Here is an 18,541-nt window from a genome sequence, read left to right as displayed (position 1 = left end):
GTCGACTCCTGCGCAGTGGGTGCCCATTGGACGTAAGTCTAGGTCGAGGAGTACCGCGCAAAACTAGGGAAAAACCTTACATGACAATCGTCCAAAACCCGTAGAAAGCCCACTAGGCAAACTTTCCGACGAAGTGCACATTGTTCGCCCTTCCGCAGATGTCTGACGAGTGTGCTGGGAGATTGATGAGAACTGCTGAGAAACGTATGTCCGACCACGATATTTTGAGTGATGCCGAGCGCGAGGCGCTGAGCGCCGTGATGCTGGAGCCCGATTTACCCCCCCAACGCGTTTTGATCGTGGACGACGACAAGGACGCGCGTGAATTGCTGGCGGAAATCCTTGGGCTCGATGGTATTCGCTGCATGACTGCCGAAAGTGGCGAGGCTGCGTGGGATTTGTTGAAGACGAGCAGTTCCATCGGTTTGCTGATCACCGACCTGCGTATGGCGCCCAGCAATGGCCTGGAATTGATCCGCCAGGTGCGTGAGTCCACCCGTGCGGCGTTGCCGATCATCATCATGTCTGGAGACGCGGAAGCGCCGGATGTGATTGATGCGATGCATTTGAGCGTGGTGGATTTCTTGCTCAAGCCGATTGATAGCGTGAAGTTGGCGAAGTTGGTGAAGCGGGAGTTGGGGATGGTGCCCTGAGTGTGGGGTGACTGGCCTGGCCTCTTCGCGGGCAAGCCCGGCTCCCACATTTGAAATGCACTCCCTGTGGGAGCTGGCTTGCCTGCGATTCAGGCAACGCGGTCTAACTGACACTGATAAAAAAGCCCCGATCTTTCGATCAGGGCTTTTTCCATTACAGGCCGTTCTTGGCCTTGAACTCCCGACGCCTGCGGTGCAACACCGGCTCGGTATAGCCATTAGGCTGCTTGGTCCCTTCAATCACCAACTCCACCGCTGCCTGGAATGCGATGTTGCTGTCGAAGTCCGGAGCCAGTGGGCGGTACAACGCATCCCCGGCATTCTGGCGGTCTACCACGGGCGCCATGCGCTTGAGGCTTTCCATCACCTGGTCTTCGTTGACAATGCCGTGGCGCAGCCAGTTGGCGATGTGCTGGCTGGAAATACGCAGGGTGGCGCGGTCTTCCATCAGGCCGACATCGTTGATGTCCGGCACCTTGGAGCAGCCCACACCCTGGTCGATCCAACGCACCACATAGCCGAGGATGCCCTGGGCGTTGTTGTCCAGCTCGTTGCGGATCTCTTCCTCGGACCAATCGGTGTTGCTGGCCAGAGGAATGGTGAGGATATCGTCCACCGAAGCGCGCTCGCGTTTGGCCAGCTCGGCCTGACGGGCGAACACATCAACCTTGTGGTAGTGCAACGCATGCAGGGCTGCGGCGGTCGGCGACGGTACCCAGGCGGTGTTGGCACCGGCCAACGGGTGGGCGATTTTCTGCTCGAGCATCGCCGCCATCAGGTCGGGCATGGCCCACATGCCTTTACCGATCTGTGCACGACCTTGCAGGCCGGTGCTCAGGCCGATATCGACGTTCCAGTTCTCATAGGCGCCGATCCACTTTTCTGCCTTCATGGCCGCCTTGCGCACCATCGCGCCGGCTTCCATGGAGGTGTGGATTTCATCGCCAGTGCGGTCGAGGAAACCGGTGTTGATAAACACCACGCGCTCACTGGCCGCCTTGATGCAGGCCTTGAGGTTGACCGTGGTGCGGCGCTCCTCGTCCATGATCCCGACCTTGAGGGTGTTGCGCGCCAGGTTCAGCACCTCTTCGATGCGACCGAACAGTTCGTTGGTGAACGCGGCTTCTTCCGGGCCGTGCATCTTCGGTTTCACGATGTATACGGAACCGGTGCGGCTGTTCTTGCGGGTGTTGTTGCCGTTGAGGCTGTGGATCGCCGCCAGGCTGGTGATCAGGCCGTCGAGGATGCCTTCGGGTACTTCGTTGCCGTCTTTATCGAGGATCGCGTCGATGGTCATCAAGTGGCCAACGTTGCGCACGAACAACAGCGAACGGCCGTGCAGGGTCACGTCGCTGCCATCCACGCCGGTGTAGACGCGGTCAGGGTTCATGGTGCGGGTGAAGGTCTGGCCGCCCTTGGCCACTTCTTCGGCCAGGTCGCCCTTCATCAGGCCGAGCCAGTTGCGGTAGATCACCACTTTGTCATCGGCGTCGACGGCGGCGACGGAGTCTTCGCAGTCCATGATGGTGGTCAGCGCGGCTTCCATCAGCACGTCTTTGACGCCGGCAGCGTCGGTTTGGCCGACTGGGGTGCTGGCGTCGATCTGGATTTCGAAGTGCAGGCCATTGTGCTTGAGCAGGATCGCAATCGGCTCGGCCGCAGGGCCCTGGAAACCGATCAACTGGGCATCGTCACGCAGGCCGCTGTTGCTGCCGCCTTTGAGGCTGACGATCAGCTTGCCATCGACGATTTTGTAGCCGGTGGAATCGACATGGCTGCCGGCGCTGAGCGGTGCGGCCTCGTCGAGGAAAGCGCGGGCGAAGGCAATGACCTTGTCGCCACGCACTTTGTTATAGCCCTTGCCCTTCTCGGCGCCGTTGGCTTCGCTGATGGCGTCGGTGCCATAGAGCGCGTCGTACAGCGAGCCCCAGCGCGCATTCGAGGCATTGAGGGCGAAGCGGGCGTTCATCACCGGCACGACCAGCTGTGGGCCGGCCATGCGTGCGATCTCATCATCGACGTTTTGGGTCGAGGCCTCAAAGTCTGCGGCTTCTGGCAACAGGTAGCCGATGTCTTGCAGGAAGGCTTTGTAGGCCACCGGGTCATGGGCCTGGCCGGCGTGGGTCTGGTGCCAGGTATCGATCCGCGCCTGGAAGTCGTCGCGTTTGGCGAGTAGGGCTTTGTTCTTCGGGGCCAGGTCATGGATGACCTTGTCGGCACCGGCCCAGAACTGGTCGGCAGTGATGCCGGTACCGGGAATGGCTTCGTTGTTCACGAAGTCGAACAGGACTTTGGCGACCTGCAGGCCACCGACTTGAACGTGTTCAGTCATTGCTTGCCTCACTCTGCGGAGCTTATGCGCTTTTTCAGATTTTCATTATGTAGTGCACGGTTGGGCATACTACATGATGACTTGCGGTTGTGAAAATTAGACTAAATACGTCGTTTAGCGACCCACTTTGGTCGTACGGTCACAGCGGAGAACCGGATGTTCTCAAAAAACTATTGGATTGTTCCAGATAAATATCAAAATGGTACACGATTTGTCTGTGAGAGCTGGCTTGCCTGGGATGGGCGTTAACGATCACGCGTACCTTCTGGATATACGCGGCATGTCTATAATCGAGGATCAACCAACCGAGGGACTGCGCCATGGACCATCTTGTACTCACTATTATCGCCGCCGACAAACCCGGCCTGGTTGAACGCATCGCGCAGAACATTGCCAGTCATGGTGGTAACTGGCTGGAAAGCCGCATGGCGCACATGGCCGGGCAGTTTGCCGGGATCCTGCGGGTGAGCGTGCCGAGCGAGCAGCGACAGGCATTGGTGGGGGCATTGGAGGATTTATCCACCCATGGCATTCGCGTGTTGGTGGGTGAGGGCAGCAGCGGGCAGGCATCGGCGTCCAAGCCGATCCTGATGACCCTGGTGGGCAATGACCGCTCGGGCATCGTGCGTGAGATCACCGCGCTGCTGAGCCAGCAGGGCGTCAACCTGGAACGCCTGAGCACCGATGTGCGCCCGGCGCCCATGAGCGGTGATCCGCTGTTCAATGCCGAGGCGTTGTTGCAAGTGCCGGCCACGCTGTCGCTGGAAACCCTGCAAGAGGCTTTGGAAACCTTGGCCGATGACTTGATGGTGGAGTTGCGTCAGGAGGAATAACGATCCACAAGGTTATGCAGGGAAATCTTGCATGGGCCTGTGGATAACCTGTAGAGACCCGACGCCAGGCCACGCCCGCCGGCCTTCTGCGCAAGTTGAGCAAAAAACGAGCAGTTTCAAGGGCTTGTGCACAAATGGCGGGGATCAGGTTGTGGATAACCTTTGGGTGGAACGCTGCAAGCCACGAAAGCCGTGGCTTGCAGAGGTTTGTACGTTATTTGATCAGCGTTTGCGCACGGTCAGCCAGGCATCCAGGCTGTACACCACCAACCCGGCCCAGATGAAGGCGAAGGCGATCAGGGTGCTCGGTGCCAGGTGTTCACCGAACAACAGCACGGCTTCGAGCAACACTAGCGTCGGCGCCACATACTGCAAAAAGCCCAGGGCGGTGTAGGGCAAGTGTCGTGCAGCGGCGTTGAAGCACACCAGGGGAATCAGCGTCACAGGGCCTGCGGCCACCAGCCACCAGGCTTCGGAGGTGCTCCAGAACGCCAGTTGCGCGCTGTGGGCGGTCGGGTTGAACAGCAACCAGGCGACGGCAATGGGTACCAGCATCCAGGTTTCCACCACTAGGCCTGGCAGCGCTTTGACCGGCGCCTGCTTGCGGATCAAACCGTAGAAGCCGAACGTCAGCGCCAGCGCCAGCGACACCCACGGCAGGCTACCGACTTGCCACACCTGCTGCGCCACACCTACCGCTGCCAACCCCACCGCCACCCATTGCAAACGGCGCAGTCGCTCGCCGAGGATCAGCATGCCCAGCAGCACATTCACCAGCGGATTGATGTAGTAACCCAGGCTCGCTTCGAGCATGCGCCCGGTGTTCACCGACCACACATAAGTCAGCCAGTTAGCGGCGATCAACGAACCGCTGAGAGCCAGGATCGCCAGGCGCTTGGGGTTGTCGCGCAGTTCGCGAAACCAGCCGGGATGTTTCCACACCATCAGCAACAGCCCACCGAACAGTGCCGACCACAATACGCGGTGCACAATGATCTCGGCGGCGGGCACGCTGGCGATGGCTTTGAAGTAGAGCGGGAATAGACCCCAGATGACATAGGCGCTCAGGCCCAGGATGTACCCCTTGCGGGGGTTGGCGGCTTGCATTGCAGAATCCTTGCTCAGGCAGCTAACAAAGCGCAATTGTAAGGATATTTGTCAAACAACGCTCGTTCCCACGCTCTGCGTGGTAACGCCGCCTTGGACGCTCTGCGTCTGCTCTTAAATCGTGACGCGGAGCGTCACAGGATGCGCGCCCACGCAGAGCGTGGGCGCGATGATGGAACGCGTTCAGAAGAGTTTTAGCGGCTCTTCATTGAGCGCCGACAGTTGCTCACGCAACGCCAGCACCTGGTCGCCCCAATACCGCTCGCTGCCAAACCACGGAAAGCTATGGGGAAACGCCGGGTCGTCCCAGCGTCGTGCGAGCCAGGCACTGTAGTGCATCAGGCGCAGGGCGCGCAGCGGCTCGATCAGCGCCAGTTCGCGCGGGTCGAAGTCGTGGAATTCCTGATAGCCGTCCATCAGTTCCGAGAGCTGGCCGAGGCATTCCTGGCGGTCGCCAGCCAGCATCATCCACAGGTCTTGCACCGCCGGGCCCATGCGGCAGTCATCCAGGTCGACGATATGGAACATCTCGTCGCGGCACATCATGTTGCCGGGGTGGCAGTCACCGTGCATGCGGATGTTCTTGTGCGGCGTGGCCTTGTAAACCTCTTCCACACGCTTGAGCAGGTCGCGGGCCACGGACTCGTAGGCCGGCAACAGGCTTTTGGGAATGAAGTTGCCTTCAAGCAAGGTGGTGAGGGAGTCGTGACCAAAATTCTTCACCCCCAAGGCTTCGCGGTGTTCGAACGGGCGGGTGGAGCCCACCGCGTGCAAACGCCCGAGCAGTTGCCCAAGTCGGTAAAGCTGATCGAGGTTGCCCGGCTCCGGCGCGCGGCCGCCACGGCGGGGAAACAGGGTGAAGCGGAAACCCGCGTGTTCGAACAGGCTCTCGCCGTTGTGAATCAGCGGGGCGACCACCGGTACATCGCACTCGGCCAGTTCGAAGGTGAAGCGGTGTTCTTCCAGGATCGCCTCGTTGGTCCAGCGCTGGGGGCGATAGAACTTGGCGATCAGTGGTTCGGCGTCTTCGATGCCCACTTGGTACACGCGGTTTTCGTAGCTGTTGAGCGCCAGAACCCGCGCGTCGCTGAGGAAACCGATGCTTTCGACGGCGTCGAGCACCAGGTCTGGGGTGAGTGTTTCAAACGGGTGGGCCATGCGAACTCCTGCGCGCAGCAGGGCGCCGCGTCCGGCCGGGTATGGTAACAGCATAGATAGGCGGTGGCTGTGCGGACGCCTTCGCAGGCAAGCCAGCTCCCACACTGGCATGTATTTACACATCGAGATGTGGGAGCTGGCTTGCCTGCGATAGCGGTCTATCAGGCGCCTACGATCCCGCCATCATCCCGCCGAATCGCCATCACCGACGACCGCGGTTTGCCATTGGGCAGGTGTTCCGGCCAGGTCGAGCCACCGGTTTCCCCTGGGTGCTGAATGCCCACGAACAATGTTTTCTGGTCCGGCGAAAAGCTGATCCCCGTCACTTCACACGCCACCGGCCCCACCATGAAGCGACGGATTTCTCCAGTGCTCGGGTCGGCGCACAGCATCTGGTTATTGCCCATGCCCGCAAAGTCGCCGGCGTTGCTGTAGTCGCCATCGGTCAGGATCCACAGGCGCCCGGCTTTGTCGAAGCCCAGGCCGTCGGGGCTGTTGAACATGTTTTGCGGGTTGATGTTGGACGAGCCGCCCTTGGGGTTGCCGGCATGCACGCCGGGGTTGCCGGCCACCACGAACAGGTCCCAGGTGAAGTCCGTGGCACCGTGGTTATCGGCGTCGGCTTTCCAGCGCAGGATCTGGCCGTAGACGTTCTTCTCCCGTGGGTTGGGGCCGCCTACCGGCTGGCCCTCTTCGCCGCGCTTGGCGTTGTTGGTCAGGGTGCAATAGACCTGGCCGTCGGTGGGGCTGACCACGATCCATTCCGGGCGGTCCATGCGTGTGGCTTTCACCACGCTGGCGGCCAGGCGCGCATGAATCAGCACCTCGGCCTGGTTGGCGAAACCGCTGCTGGCGTCGATGCCGTTTTTGCCATGGGTGAGTTCAACCCACTGGCCTTTGCCCTTGGGGTGGTCGGCATCACCGTCGCCTGCGTCGAAGATCGCCACGTACAAGGTGCCGTGGTCGAGCAGGTCTTTGTTGGCCTTATGGTTGTTGTGGTTGATCTGATCGCGGCTGATGAACTTGTAGATGAATTCACCGCGTTCATCGTCGCCCATGTACACCACGGCGCGACCGTCACGGGTTTCGGCGAGGGCCGCGTTTTCGTGTTTGAAGCGCCCCAGGGCCGTGCGTTTGACTGGGGTGGATTGCGGATCGAACGGGTCGATTTCCACCACCCAACCATGGCGATTGAGTTCGTTGGGGTTCTTGGCCATGTCAAAGCGCGGGTCGTGCTGATGCCAGTTGATGTCTTTGCTGGCGGCCACCACGCCGTAGCGCTTCTGCCCTGCGTCGAAGGTTTGCTGCGGGTTGCTGCTGCCGAAGCAGTCGGTGAAGTTTTCTTCGCAGGTCAGGTAGGTGCCCCACGGCGTCTTGCCGTTGGCGCAGTTCTGGAACGTGCCGAGGACTTTTTTGCCGCTCTTGTCGGCGCCGGTTTTCAGCCAGTCATGGCCGGCGGCAGGGCCACTCAAACGAATCGGTGAATTGCCGTGGATGCGCCGGTTGTAGCGCGAATCCTGGACGAACTGCCAGGTGTCACCCTTGCGGCGCACTTCGATCACCGACACGCCTTCGCTGGCCAGGGCCTTGCGCACGTCTTCGGTAGATTGTGGCGCGCCGCCGTGGGCGTAGAGGTAGCGATAGTTGGTGTATTCGTTGTTGATCGCCATCAGCGCGCGGTTGTCGTCGCCGGGGAATGGAAACAGGCTCATGCCGTCGTTGTTGTCGCCGAACTGTTGTTCCTGAGCCTTGGCGGTGCCATGGCCGGACGGGTCGAAAGCCGGGGCGTTGTTGTGCAGGGGCTGGCCCCAACTGATCAACACCGAAGCACTGTAGCCCGGTGGCAGGGTGATGGTGTCGCTGGTGGCGGCGGCGATGCTGGTGAACCCCAGCAACGGGCTGGCGGTAGCGGCATTCACGGCCAGGGCGCTGCGGCTCAGCAGGTTGCCGCCGAGAAACATCGCGGCGCCGCACAGGGCGCCTGCGCCGATAAAGCGACGGCGGGTCAGGCCCACCATCTGTTCAAGGTCGGTGGCTTGGTTTTCTTCTAATAGGCTCATCACAGGCTCCTTAAGGTTTTTGCAGACACCTTAAGCAGCGCTTGTGACCGAATTGTTGCAGCTTGAAGACGCGCGCCCGTTACACCGGGGTGCCAAGCAACACATGGCTGGGTGCAAACTGCACGCGGATCGGCTGGCCCTGCGCCGCATCAATGGCCTTGAGTGCGACGGGCGGCGCCAGCGCGCACAACACTTGGCCGTTAGGCAGGGCAATACGCACCTCGCTGGGGCCGTCTTCGGCGGCGAGAATGGTCTCGATCCTGCCTTCCAGGCAATTGTGTCCAAGTGTTTCAGCTTGTCCGTCCGCCAGTAATTCAAGCCACCCGGCCTTGATCAGGGCCACTACTTCCACACCGGTCTGCAGTTCCAGGCGCAGGGTGCTGTCGTGGGTGATCTGTGCGTCGAGGTGCAGGCCGCCGGCCAATTGCAGGCGGATCATGTCGTTGTGGCCATGGCTCTCTATGGTGCTGACCTGGCCGTGCAATTGGTTGCGCGCGCTGGTGCGCAGCATCAAGCGGCCCAGCAGGTTGAAGTCGCTGGCCGCTTCGTCCGAGCCAAGGATCTCGGCCTGAAGCAGTTGCAGGCGCTGATAGAGGCGCAGCACCCGTTCGCCTTCCTGAGTCAGTTTGGCGCCGCCACCGCCCTTGCCACCGACGCTGCGTTGCACCAGCGGTTTTTGCGCCAGGTTGTTCAGTTCATCAATGGCGTCCCAGGCGGCCTTGTAACTCAACCCGGCACTCTTGGCCGCACGGGTGATGGAGCCCTGCTCGGCGATATGCCCCAGCAAGGCAATACGCTGGGGGCGGCGGATGATGTGTTGGCTGAGAGGGCTGGGCACAGACATGGCAGATACGCTTGGGTGAGATGCGCCGACGTTGCCGCGCTGGCGCAGGGGAGTCAAGTCAGCTGCCGGGTTTGGGCGTACGGGCCAGGCAATACACATCCACCTGGCGCGCGCCGGCGTTTATCAACAAGCGCGCCAGGCTGTGGGCCGTGGCGCCGGTGGTGAGGACGTCGTCTACCAGCGCCAGATGTTGCCCGGCAACCTGGATGCCGGGGGCCAGTGCGAAGGCGTTGAGCAGGTTGCGTTTGCGGGTCTTGGCATCGAGGTCTTGCTGCGCCACGGTTTCATGGGGGCGTAAGAGCGCGTGGTCATCAAAGGGAATGTCGAGGGCGTGATTGAGCCAGCGGGCCAGCATCAACGCTTGATTAAAGCCGCGTTCGCGCAGGCGTTTGCGCGCCATGGGCACCGGTAGCAGGCAGTCGGGGCGCTCCAGTTCGGCGTTATCGAAGCGATGCTGCAAGTGCTGCCCCAGCAGACGCGCCATCAAGTGCCCCAGCGGCCAACGCGCCTGATGCTTGAAGCGGCTGATCAGGGTGTCCACGGGAAAACTGTAGGTCCATGGCGCGACCACCTGGTGAAAGGCCGGTGGCTGTTTTTGGCACTGGCCGCAGAGCAGTCCGTCCATGGGTAAGGGCAGTGCGCAGCGTTCGCACTGTTCCATCAGCCATGGCAATTCTGTTTCGCAGGCGCTGCACAGGGGCTCGTCTGATTCGATGCACTCATCGCAGATCAAACAAGGCTGTATGCTTTTTAACCAGATGTAAACTTGGTGTTTGTGCTCAGGTTGACAGTGCATGAATCTTCCTTAAATATGCCGAGCATCCGTGTCGTGCCTGTGGGTATTGCCTTTCCCGCAGCGCTTGCCAAAGCATAATCAAGGAATCGCCCATGAGCGCCAGCACCTCTGCCACCCTGCGTCACGATTGGTCTTTGGCCGAAGTCAAAGCCCTGTTCGTGCAGCCCTTCAACGACTTGTTGTTCCAGGCGCAGACCGTGCACCGCGCGCATTTCGACGCCAACCGCGTGCAAGTGTCGACGCTGCTGTCGATCAAGACCGGCGCCTGCCCGGAAGATTGCAAATATTGTCCGCAGTCGGGCCACTACAACACTGGCCTGGAAAAAGAGAAGCTGATGGAGGTGCAGAAGGTCCTCGAAGAGGCCGCACGTGCCAAGGCCATCGGTTCGACGCGTTTCTGCATGGGCGCGGCATGGAAACATCCGTCGGCCAAAGACATGCCCTATGTGCTGGAAATGGTCAAAGGCGTGAAGGCCATGGGCCTGGAAACCTGCATGACTCTCGGTCGCCTTGACCAGGACCAGACCGAAGCCCTGGCCCAGGCCGGCCTGGACTACTACAACCACAACCTCGACACCTCGCCGGAGTTCTACGGCTCGATCATCACCACCCGCACCTACAGCGAGCGCCTGCAAACCCTGGCGTACGTGCGTGACTCGGGGATGAAGATCTGTTCGGGCGGCATCCTTGGCATGGGCGAGTCTCTCGACGACCGCGCCAACTTGCTGATCCAGTTGGCCAACCTGCCGGAGCATCCGGAGTCGGTGCCGATCAACATGCTGGTGAAAGTGGCGGGCACGCCGTTGGAAAACGCCGATGACATCGACCCCTTCGATTTCATCCGCATGCTGGCGGTGGCGCGCATCCTGATGCCGCAGTCCCACGTGCGCCTGTCGGCTGGCCGCGAAGCCATGAATGAGCAGATGCAGGCCCTGGCCTTTTTTGCCGGCGCCAACTCGATCTTCTACGGCGACAAACTGCTGACCACCGCCAACCCCCAGGCGGACAAGGATATGCAACTGTTCGCACGCTTGGGCATCCTGCCCGAAGCCCGTGAAGAGCATGCCGATGAAGTGCATCAGGCGGCGATCGAGCAGGCGTTGGTGGAGCAAAAGAGCAGCGAGCAGTTCTACAACGCTGTGGTGTAACCACCTTTGGAATGCATTCCAGTGTGGGAGCTGGCTTGCCTGCGATGGCGGCGGCACTTTCAGTATTGAAGTGTCAGAAGGACCGCTATCGCAGGCAAGCCAGCTCCCCCATTGGATTGAGTTGAACCTGTTAAATCGAGGCCAGCATGTCTTTCGATCTCGCCGCGCGCCTCGCTGCCCGCCGTGCCGACCATCTTTACCGCCAGCGCCCCTTGCTGCAGAGCCCCCAAGGCCCGCACGTGGTGGTGGACGGGCAACCGTTGTTGGCCTTCTGCAATAACGATTACCTCGGCCTGGCCAATCACCCGCAAGTGATCGAAGCCTGGCGCGCCGGTGCGTCCCGCTGGGGCGTGGGCGGTGGCGCTTCGCACTTGGTGGTGGGCCACGCCACACCGCACCATGAGCTGGAAGAAGCCCTGGCTGATTTGACCGGTCGCCCGCGTGCCTTGCTGTTCACCACTGGCTACATGGCCAACCTCGGCGCGGTCACGGCGCTGGTGGGGCAGGGCGATACGGTACTGGAAGACCGGCTTAACCACGCGTCCTTGCTGGATGCCGGTTTGCTGTCCGGTGCGCGTTTCAACCGCTATCTGCATAACGACGCGGGCAGCCTGGCCAAGCGCCTGGAGAAAGCCACCGGCAATACCTTGGTAGTCACCGACGGTGTGTTCAGCATGGACGGCGACCTCGCCGACCTGCCCGCGCTGGCCCGTGAAACCAAGGCCAAAGGTGCCTGGCTGATGGTGGATGACGCCCATGGCTTCGGCCCGCTGGGCGCCAACGGCGGCGGCATCGTCGAACATTTCAGCTTGAGCCAGGACGACGTGCCCGTGCTGGTTGGCACCTTGGGCAAAGCGTTCGGCACCGCCGGGGCCTTCGTGGCCGGCAGTGAGGACTTGATCGAGAGCCTGATCCAATTCGCACGCCCGTATATCTACACCACCAGCCAACCACCGGCACTGGCCTGCGCCACCCTCAAAAGCCTGGAACTGCTGCGCAGCGAACATTGGCGACGCGAGCACCTCAACGCGTTGATCCGCCAGTTCCGTCGCGGCGCCGAGCAGATAGGCCTGGCGTTGATGGACAGCTTTACGCCGATCCAACCGATCCTGATTGGCGACAGCGTCCGGGCACTGCGCCTCTCGCAGATGCTGCGCGAGCGCGGCCTGATGGTGACTGCCATTCGCCCACCGACCGTGCCCGCCGGCAGTGCTCGTCTACGGGTGACATTGACGGCGGCCCACAGCGAAGCGCAGGTGCAGCTATTGTTAGACGGGTTGCAAGCGTGTTTTCGCTTGTTAGACGCCTCGGAGCCCGGCTATGCGTAATCGACTGATCCTGCTACCGGGCTGGGGCCTGGGTGTGTCACCGCTGGAACCGTTGGCCGCTGCGCTGCACGGCCTGAACGAGCATTTACAGGTACAGATCGAACCCTTGCCGGCGCTGCAGGCCAGCGAACTCGGTGAATGGCTCGATGAGCTCGATGCGACGCTGCCGGACAATGCCTGGCTCGGGGGCTGGTCGCTGGGCGGCATGCTCGCGTCCGAGTTGGCGGCACGCCGTGGCGAGCGGTGCTGTGGCTTGCTGACTCTGGCGAGCAACCCGTGTTTCGTCGCCCATGACGGCTGGCCCCATGGGATGCCTACGGAAACCTTCGACGCATTTCTGGCCGGCTGCCATGCCGATTCCCAGGTCACGCTCAAGCGCTTTGGGCTGTTGTGCGCCAAGGGTGCCGAAGACCCGCGCGGCTTGTCGCGGTTGTTGGTCAGCGGTGCGCCGAATACCTCCCCCAGCGTCTTGATGCCCGGCCTGGAGCTGTTGGCCCAACTGGATACGCGGGCGGCCTTGCAGGCCTTTCGTGGGCCGCAGTTGCACCTGTTTGCCGGCCTGGATGGGCTGGTGCCTGCTGAAGCCGCCAGTGACCTGCTGGCCTTGCTCCCCGATGTAGAAATCGGCCTGATTGAACAGGCCGGTCACGCGTTTCTTCTGGAAGACCCTCACGGAGTTGCCGGGGCCATCCAGGCTTTTTTGCATGAGTGTGTTGATGACTGACCTATCCCACCCGCCCTTGCCAGGGGGCTTGCCGGACAAGCGCCAGGTTGCGGCCTCGTTCTCCCGTGCGGCGGCCAGTTACGACAGTGTGGCCGAGTTGCAGCGTGCGGTCGGCCATGAACTGCTCAGCCGTTTGCCGCACGGCCTGGCGCCACAGCGTTGGCTGGACATGGGCTGCGGCACGGGCTACTTCAGTCGCGTACTGGGCGAGCGTTTGCCCGGTAGCCAAGGTGTGGCGCTGGACATTGCCGAGGGCATGCTCAACCACGCGCGTCCGCTGGGTGGCGCCGTGCACTTTATAGCCGGTGATGCAGAACGCTTGCCGCTTACAGCTGACAGCGTTGAGCTGCTCTTCTCCAGCCTCGCGGTACAGTGGTGTGCCCATTTTGATGCGGTGCTCAGCGAAGCCCGGCGTGTGCTGCGACCAGGTGGCGTGCTGGCCTTTGCCAGCCTGTGCGTAGGCACCCTGGATGAGTTGCGCGAGAGTTGGCGGGCGGCGGATGGCCTGGTCCACGTCAATCGCTTCCGCACCTTCGAGGCTTATCAGCAACGGTGTGCGGCCAGTGGTTTGCGCGTGATCAGCCTGGAGCGAAAGCCCCACGTATTGCATTACCCGGATGTGCGCAGCCTGACCCATGAACTCAAGGCACTGGGCGCCCACAACCTCAACCCAGGCCGCCCGGGAGGGTTGACGGGCCGTGCGCGGATTGTCGCGCTGGTAGAGGCCTACGAGCAGTTCCGCCAGGCCCAGGGCCTGCCCGCCACGTACCAAGTGGTGTATGCCGTACTGGAGAAACCGTTATGAGCGCCGCTTACTTCATCACCGGTACAGACACCGATGTTGGCAAAACCACCATCGCCGCTGGCCTGTTGCATGCCGCCAGGCTCTCCGGCAAAAGCACGGCCGCCGGAAAGCCGGTGGCGTCGGGCTGCCAACTGACGGCCCAGGGCCTGCGCAATGCCGATGCATTGGCGTTGCTGGCCGAGTGTTCCGTACCGCTCAGTTATGCCGAGGTCAACCCGGTGGCCTTCGAGCCAGCTATCGCGCCGCATCTGGCAGCGCGCGAGGCGGGCGTCGGGCTCACGGTTCAATCGCTGCTCAAGCCGATGCAGCAGATCCTGGCACGGGGCGCGGACTTCACCTTGATCGAAGGGGCAGGCGGCTGGCGCGTGCCCTTGGCCGACCAGGCCAACCTGTCGGACCTGGCCATGGCGCTCAAACTGCCGGTGATCCTGGTGGTAGGCGTGCGTCTTGGGTGCATCAGCCACGCGTTGCTCACCGCCGAAGCCATCGCACGGGATGGCTTGCCGTTGGCGGGCTGGGTGGCAAATATCATCGACCCCAAGACCTCTCGTCTGGAAGAAAACCTCGCCACCCTGGCTGAGCGCCTGCCCGCGCCTTGCCTGGGGCGAGTGCCGAAACTCAAGCACGCCGGGGCTGGCGCGGTGGCCGAGTACTTGGAACTGGACCTGCTTGACTGATTTTGGCTATCGCTAAGGCAATATGCCATTAGTGTTTTTGACGGGCCTTTTGCCAGGATCTCTGGTTCAATCGGGCTTCACGATTCTCTAAAGGCAGGCTTACGCCATGGAAATCTCTGGAAGCAGCGCGTTTTATTCGGGCCTGAGCAGCATTCAGACCGGGCAGAACCGTGTCGACCAGGCGGCCGGCAAGATTGCCAGCGCCGCGACCACCCAGCCATCGGCCGCGCAAAGCGACCGTCTGCAAGCCAATGACCGCGCCCAAGCGTCCAATTCGGCAAGCAACATGGTGGAAATGGCCCAGGGCAAGTTTCAAATCGAGCTGGGGGCGAAAGTCGCCAAGGCTTCGGACGAAATGCTCGGTACGTTGATCGATACCTACGCTTAACTTCTCTATCGCACGCCCGCTTCTCTCTGTGGGAGCTGGCTTGCCTGCGATAGCATCAACGCGTACTGCCTGATACACCATGGCGCCTGCATCGCAGGCAAGCCAGCTCCCACAGTCGTACTGCGACATTCTGCTCTTCCTTAAATCCATGAGGCATCCTGCCAGGCCTCGCCGTGCCTGGCTGACCTGCGTCAAGACAAACGGCATCTGGCCGACGCTTGACAACCCTGGGTCGTAAACGTATGTTTCAAACACCTGTTTGACCGCCATAAAAAATCCATGCGGTTGTTCATCCCAGCTACATCAGCAGAGGTTTATCGCTATGCCTGACTACAAGGCCCCCTTGCGTGATATTCGCTTCGTTCGTGACGAACTGCTCGGTTATGAAGCGCACTATCAGAGCCTGCCGGCTTGCCAGGACGCTACCCCGGACATGGTCGACGCCATCCTCGAAGAAGGCGCCAAGTTCTGTGAGCAAGTACTGGCACCGTTGAACCGCGTGGGCGACATCGAAGGGTGTACCTGGAGTGAGTCAGGCGTTAAAACCCCTGCGGGCTTCAAAGAAGCCTACAAACAATTCGTCGAAGGCGGCTGGCCAAGCCTGGCCCACGACGTGGAGCACGGTGGCCAAGGCCTGCCGGAATCCCTGGGCCTGGCCGTGAGCGAAATGGTCGGCGAAGCCAACTGGTCGTGGGGCATGTACCCTGGCCTGTCCCATGGCGCGATGAACACTATTTCCGAACACGGCACCCCCGAGCAGCAAGAGGCTTACCTGACCAAACTGGTGTCGGGCGAATGGACCGGCACCATGTGCCTGACCGAGCCACACTGCGGCACCGACCTGGGCATGCTGCGCACCAAGGCCGAGCCTCAGGCTGACGGCTCCTACAAAGTCTCCGGTACCAAGATCTTCATCTCGGCCGGCGAGCACGACATGGCCGACAACATCGTCCACATCGTACTGGCCCGCCTGCCGGATGCACCGGCCGGCACCAAAGGCATCTCGCTGTTTATCGTGCCCAAGTTCCTGCCTAACGCTGATGGCTCGGTGGGTGAGCGCAACGCGGTCACCTGTGGTTCCCTGGAACACAAAATGGGTATCCACGGCAACGCCACCTGCGTGATGAACTTTGACGCGGCCACCGGTTTCCTGATCGGCCCGGCGAACAAAGGCCTGAACTGCATGTTCACCTTCATGAACACCGCTCGCCTGGGCACCGCGCTGCAAGGCCTGGCTCACGCCGAGATCGGTTTCCAGGGCGGCTTGAAATATGCGCGTGATCGCCTGCAAATGCGCTCGTTGACCGGCCCGAAAGCGCCGGACAAAGCCGCTGACCCGATCATCGTGCACCCTGACGTACGCCGCATGTTGCTGACCATGAAAGCCTTCGCCGAAGGTAACCGTGCGATGGTGTACTTCACCGCCAAGCAAGTGGACATCGTCAAGTACGGCACCGACGACGAAGCCAAGAAACAGGCAGATGCCCTACTGGCCTTCATGACCCCGATCGCCAAGGCATTCATGACCGAAGTCGGTTTTGAATCGGCCAACCACGGCGTGCAGATCTACGGTGGCCACGGCTTTATCGCTGAGTGGGGCATGGAGCAGAACGTTCGCGACAGCCGCATTTCTATGCTGTACGAAGGCACCACCGGCATCCAGGCGCTGGACCTGCTCGGCCGTAAAGTGCTGATGACCCAAGGCGAAGCGCTCAAGGGCTTCACCAAGATCGTGCACAAGTTCTGCCAGGCCAACGAAGGTAACGACGCGGTTAAAGAGTTCGTTGCACCGCTGGCGGCACTGAACAAAGAGTGGGGCGAGTTGACCATGAAGGTCGGCATGGCCGCGATGAAAGACCGTGAAGAAGTCGGTGCTGCCTCGGTGGACTACCTGATGTACTCCGGCTACGCCTGCCTGGCTTACTTCTGGGCCGACATGGCACGCCTGGCCGCCGAGAAACTGGCCGCCGGCACCAGCGAAGAGGCGTTCTACACCGCCAAGTTGCAGACTGCGCGCTTCTACTTCCAGCGCATCCTGCCGCGTACCCGCACCCACGTGGCAACCATGCTGTCGGGCGCCAACAACCTGATGGACATGAAAGAAGAAGATTTCGGCCTGGCTTACTAAGCCTTACCAGGTTCTTCTAGAAACCGCCGCCTCCCTCGGGATGCGGCGGTTTTTTTGCATTTGTGTGGGAGCGCGTCTAAAAAACCGCAGTCCTGCACTCAGGGATTATGATGAGCTGCCGTTACAGTGATGGCAATGTGATACATGCTCGGTCGGTTGTGCTTAACTGATCGCTTAGCGGCACAGTGCCATTATTCGTTAGCGGGTCGGAGCTTTACCCTTGTCACGCGTGTCCGCTGTACGTTTCAGCCATTTTCTCCCTTCGCTGCTGCTGTTGCTGGCCGGGCTCTCGGCTGCGTACGTCAAGGACCTCAGCGTCTTCTTCACCTCGCTGTTCAACGTGCTGCCCACCCTGGTGCTGTTGCTCGGCGGCGCCTATTGCGCGGTGTATCGACGCCAGCGTGAGCTGTTCCTGATGGTCACGGTGTACGTCGCCTATTTCCTGCTGGATACCCAGACCGACTTCTACCGGGACAATGGCCGCGTGCGTGAAGACGCTGCCGTGGTGTTCCACCTGTGCTGCCTGCTGTTGCCCTTGCTGTTCAGCATTTATGCGCTGTGGCAGGAAAAGACCCATCTGTTCCGCGACTTCGTCGCCCGCTGTGCGGTGCTGCTGGCGGTGGGCAGTGTGGCGCTGGCCCTGGAGCAGAGTTTTCCCCAGGCCTTGCTGGGCTGGTTGGCGGAGATCCGTTGGCCGATGCTGCATGGCGCCTGGATGAGCCTGATCCAACTTTCCTACCCGATGTTCCTGATCGGCTTTCTCACCCTGGCCGCCCAATACTGGTACCAGCCGCGGCCGCTGCACGCGGCACAACTGGTGGGGTTGCTGGGCATGTTCTGGATGTTGCCGCAAACCTTCATCCTGCCGTTCACCCTCAACATCATGTGCAGCCAGGTGATGCTGATGATCGCTGCGGGGGTGGCGCACGAGGCGTATCAAATGGCGTTTCGTGATGAGCTCACCGGCTTGCCGGGGCGACGTGCCCTCAACGAGCGTATGCAGCGGCTAGGTCGCAACTATGTGCTGGCGATGAGCGACGTCGATCACTTCAAACGTTTCAATGACACCCACGGCCACGATGTGGGCGACCAGGTGCTGCGCCTGGTGGCGAGCAAGCTGTCCAAGGTCAATGGCGGCGGGCGGGCCTATCGTTACGGCGGTGAAGAGTTTGCCGTGGTGTTTGCCGGCAAGACCCTGGATGAGTGCATGCCGCACCTGGAGGAGATCCGCGAGATCATCGCCAGCTACGACATCAAGTTGCGCAACCCGGACCGCCCCCAGGACGATCATCAAGGCCGCCAGCGCCGTGCCGGCAGCGGCGCGTCCAGCGTGTCGGTGACGGTAAGCATCGGTGTGGCCGAGCGCCAGGCCGAACAACGCAGCCCCGACGAGGTGCTCAAATCCGCCGACCAGGCGCTTTACACCGCCAAGGGTGCGGGGCGTAATTGTGTGGTCGCCGCCGGGCAAACCCGCCGTGGCGCGGTGCGCATGGAGAGCGCTGCCGGTTGAGTAATGGCGGTGTATTCAGCAGCGCTACAGTGATTGTCCACGGCCACGGC

16 protein-coding genes are annotated in these 18,541 nt (G+C 61.5%); 10 read left to right on the top strand and 6 right to left on the bottom strand.

All coding sequences use genetic code 11. The features are described from left to right. Positions 1-206 precede the first annotated feature (206 nt). Positions 207-653: a response regulator gene (locus ACP7CZ_RS24935; protein ID WP_019817416.1), complete on the top strand. Its 447-nt coding sequence runs from the start codon at positions 207-209 to the stop codon at positions 651-653. A 154-nt stretch (positions 654-807) separates the two neighbouring features. On the opposite strand, the gene ACP7CZ_RS24930 is transcribed toward ACP7CZ_RS24935, so the two are convergent. Further along, positions 808-2,985: a malate synthase G gene (locus ACP7CZ_RS24930; RefSeq protein ID WP_054896773.1), complete on the bottom strand. Its 2,178-nt coding sequence runs from the start codon at positions 2,983-2,985 to the stop codon at positions 808-810. 320 nt (positions 2,986-3,305) lie between these two features. Here ACP7CZ_RS24930 and ACP7CZ_RS24925 point away from each other — a divergent pair, with 320 nt between their 5' ends. Continuing rightward, the gene (locus ACP7CZ_RS24925; RefSeq protein ID WP_003194815.1) at positions 3,306-3,818 is read left to right on the top strand and encodes a glycine cleavage system protein R; all 513 of its coding nucleotides are present in this window, start codon (positions 3,306-3,308) and stop codon (positions 3,816-3,818) included. Between the two features lie 222 nt (positions 3,819-4,040). Here ACP7CZ_RS24925 and rarD read toward each other — a convergent pair whose 3' ends face one another. The 5 genes from rarD to ACP7CZ_RS24900 form a co-directional block, all read right to left on the bottom strand. Beyond that, entirely contained in the window at positions 4,041-4,925 is an 885-nt protein-coding gene (gene rarD, locus ACP7CZ_RS24920; protein ID WP_034128856.1) for an EamA family transporter RarD, read from the bottom strand. 183 nt (positions 4,926-5,108) lie between these two features. Further along, positions 5,109-6,083 carry a serine/threonine protein kinase gene (locus tag ACP7CZ_RS24915; RefSeq protein ID WP_034128855.1) on the bottom strand — a complete coding sequence of 325 codons (975 nt, stop codon included), beginning with the start codon at positions 6,081-6,083 and terminating at the stop codon, positions 5,109-5,111. Between the two features lie 161 nt (positions 6,084-6,244). Then, positions 6,245-8,143: a PhoX family protein gene (locus tag ACP7CZ_RS24910; protein WP_294138587.1), complete on the bottom strand. Its 1,899-nt coding sequence runs from the start codon at positions 8,141-8,143 to the stop codon at positions 6,245-6,247. 79 nt (positions 8,144-8,222) lie between these two features. After that, entirely contained in the window at positions 8,223-8,987 is a 765-nt protein-coding gene (locus ACP7CZ_RS24905; protein ID WP_198862356.1) for a TOBE domain-containing protein, read from the bottom strand. Positions 8,988-9,045: 58 nt separating this feature from the next. Further along, positions 9,046-9,783, bottom strand: coding sequence for a ComF family protein (locus ACP7CZ_RS24900; RefSeq protein ID WP_181124746.1), 738 nt, complete (start codon positions 9,781-9,783; stop codon positions 9,046-9,048). 92 nt (positions 9,784-9,875) lie between these two features. On the opposite strand from ACP7CZ_RS24900, the gene bioB reads away from it, so the two are divergent. The 8 genes from bioB to ACP7CZ_RS24860 all read left to right on the top strand — a co-directional run bounded on the left by bioB (position 9,876) and on the right by ACP7CZ_RS24860 (position 18,491). Beyond that, positions 9,876-10,931: a biotin synthase BioB gene (bioB, locus tag ACP7CZ_RS24895; protein WP_014720209.1), complete on the top strand. Its 1,056-nt coding sequence runs from the start codon at positions 9,876-9,878 to the stop codon at positions 10,929-10,931. Between the two features lie 146 nt (positions 10,932-11,077). Continuing rightward, positions 11,078-12,259 carry an 8-amino-7-oxononanoate synthase gene (gene bioF / locus ACP7CZ_RS24890; protein WP_054896777.1) on the top strand — a complete coding sequence of 394 codons (1,182 nt, stop codon included), beginning with the start codon at positions 11,078-11,080 and terminating at the stop codon, positions 12,257-12,259. After that, entirely contained in the window at positions 12,252-12,983 is a 732-nt protein-coding gene (locus ACP7CZ_RS24885) for an alpha/beta fold hydrolase (RefSeq protein WP_054896778.1), read from the top strand. The genes bioF and ACP7CZ_RS24885 overlap by 8 nt, the downstream gene beginning before the upstream one ends. Next, entirely contained in the window at positions 12,976-13,788 is an 813-nt protein-coding gene (gene bioC, locus ACP7CZ_RS24880; RefSeq protein WP_294138601.1) for a malonyl-ACP O-methyltransferase BioC, read from the top strand. The genes ACP7CZ_RS24885 and bioC overlap by 8 nt, the downstream gene beginning before the upstream one ends. Continuing rightward, positions 13,785-14,465: a dethiobiotin synthase gene (gene bioD / locus ACP7CZ_RS24875; protein WP_034128848.1), complete on the top strand. Its 681-nt coding sequence runs from the start codon at positions 13,785-13,787 to the stop codon at positions 14,463-14,465. Before bioC ends, bioD begins: the two co-directional genes overlap by 4 nt. A 106-nt stretch (positions 14,466-14,571) precedes the next feature. After that, a complete protein-coding gene (locus ACP7CZ_RS24870) occupies positions 14,572-14,853 on the top strand; it encodes a hypothetical protein (protein ID WP_054896780.1) in 282 nt (93 codons plus the stop codon). A gap of 322 nt (positions 14,854-15,175) precedes the next feature. Further along, positions 15,176-16,981, top strand: coding sequence for a phenylacyl-CoA dehydrogenase (locus ACP7CZ_RS24865; RefSeq protein WP_034128845.1), 1,806 nt, complete (start codon positions 15,176-15,178; stop codon positions 16,979-16,981). Positions 16,982-17,201: 220 nt separating this feature from the next. Further along, positions 17,202-18,491, top strand: a complete 1,290-nt coding sequence (locus ACP7CZ_RS24860) for a GGDEF domain-containing protein (protein ID WP_014720203.1) — start codon at positions 17,202-17,204, stop codon at positions 18,489-18,491. The last annotated feature ends 50 nt before the right edge of the window (positions 18,492-18,541 follow it).

This window comes from Pseudomonas sp. DWP2-2, assembly GCF_049897065.1.
Classification (GTDB): domain Bacteria; phylum Pseudomonadota; class Gammaproteobacteria; order Pseudomonadales; family Pseudomonadaceae; genus Aquipseudomonas; species Aquipseudomonas paracarnis.
Note: the sequence above shows the minus strand (reverse complement) of the source record. Positions and strands in the feature narration are given on the sequence as shown.

What these genes read in the sequence shown, in the direction of transcription:
- ACP7CZ_RS24935 (WP_019817416.1), top strand. Translation starts at nt 207, where the DNA reads ATGTCCGACCACGATATTTTGAGTGATGCCGAGCGCGAGGCGCTGAGC.
- ACP7CZ_RS24930 (WP_054896773.1), bottom strand. Translation starts at nt 2,985, where the DNA reads ATGACTGAACACGTTCAAGTCGGTGGCCTGCAGGTCGCCAAAGTCCTG.
- ACP7CZ_RS24925 (WP_003194815.1), top strand. Translation starts at nt 3,306, where the DNA reads ATGGACCATCTTGTACTCACTATTATCGCCGCCGACAAACCCGGCCTG.
- rarD (WP_034128856.1), bottom strand. Translation starts at nt 4,925, where the DNA reads ATGCAAGCCGCCAACCCCCGCAAGGGGTACATCCTGGGCCTGAGCGCC.
- ACP7CZ_RS24915 (WP_034128855.1), bottom strand. Translation starts at nt 6,083, where the DNA reads ATGGCCCACCCGTTTGAAACACTCACCCCAGACCTGGTGCTCGACGCC.
- ACP7CZ_RS24910 (WP_294138587.1), bottom strand. Translation starts at nt 8,143, where the DNA reads ATGAGCCTATTAGAAGAAAACCAAGCCACCGACCTTGAACAGATGGTG.
- ACP7CZ_RS24905 (WP_198862356.1), bottom strand. Translation starts at nt 8,987, where the DNA reads ATGTCTGTGCCCAGCCCTCTCAGCCAACACATCATCCGCCGCCCCCAG.
- ACP7CZ_RS24900 (WP_181124746.1), bottom strand. Translation starts at nt 9,783, where the DNA reads ATGCACTGTCAACCTGAGCACAAACACCAAGTTTACATCTGGTTAAAA.
- bioB (WP_014720209.1), top strand. Translation starts at nt 9,876, where the DNA reads ATGAGCGCCAGCACCTCTGCCACCCTGCGTCACGATTGGTCTTTGGCC.
- bioF (WP_054896777.1), top strand. Translation starts at nt 11,078, where the DNA reads ATGTCTTTCGATCTCGCCGCGCGCCTCGCTGCCCGCCGTGCCGACCAT.
- ACP7CZ_RS24885 (WP_054896778.1), top strand. Translation starts at nt 12,252, where the DNA reads ATGCGTAATCGACTGATCCTGCTACCGGGCTGGGGCCTGGGTGTGTCA.
- bioC (WP_294138601.1), top strand. Translation starts at nt 12,976, where the DNA reads ATGACTGACCTATCCCACCCGCCCTTGCCAGGGGGCTTGCCGGACAAG.
- bioD (WP_034128848.1), top strand. Translation starts at nt 13,785, where the DNA reads ATGAGCGCCGCTTACTTCATCACCGGTACAGACACCGATGTTGGCAAA.
- ACP7CZ_RS24870 (WP_054896780.1), top strand. Translation starts at nt 14,572, where the DNA reads ATGGAAATCTCTGGAAGCAGCGCGTTTTATTCGGGCCTGAGCAGCATT.
- ACP7CZ_RS24865 (WP_034128845.1), top strand. Translation starts at nt 15,176, where the DNA reads ATGCCTGACTACAAGGCCCCCTTGCGTGATATTCGCTTCGTTCGTGAC.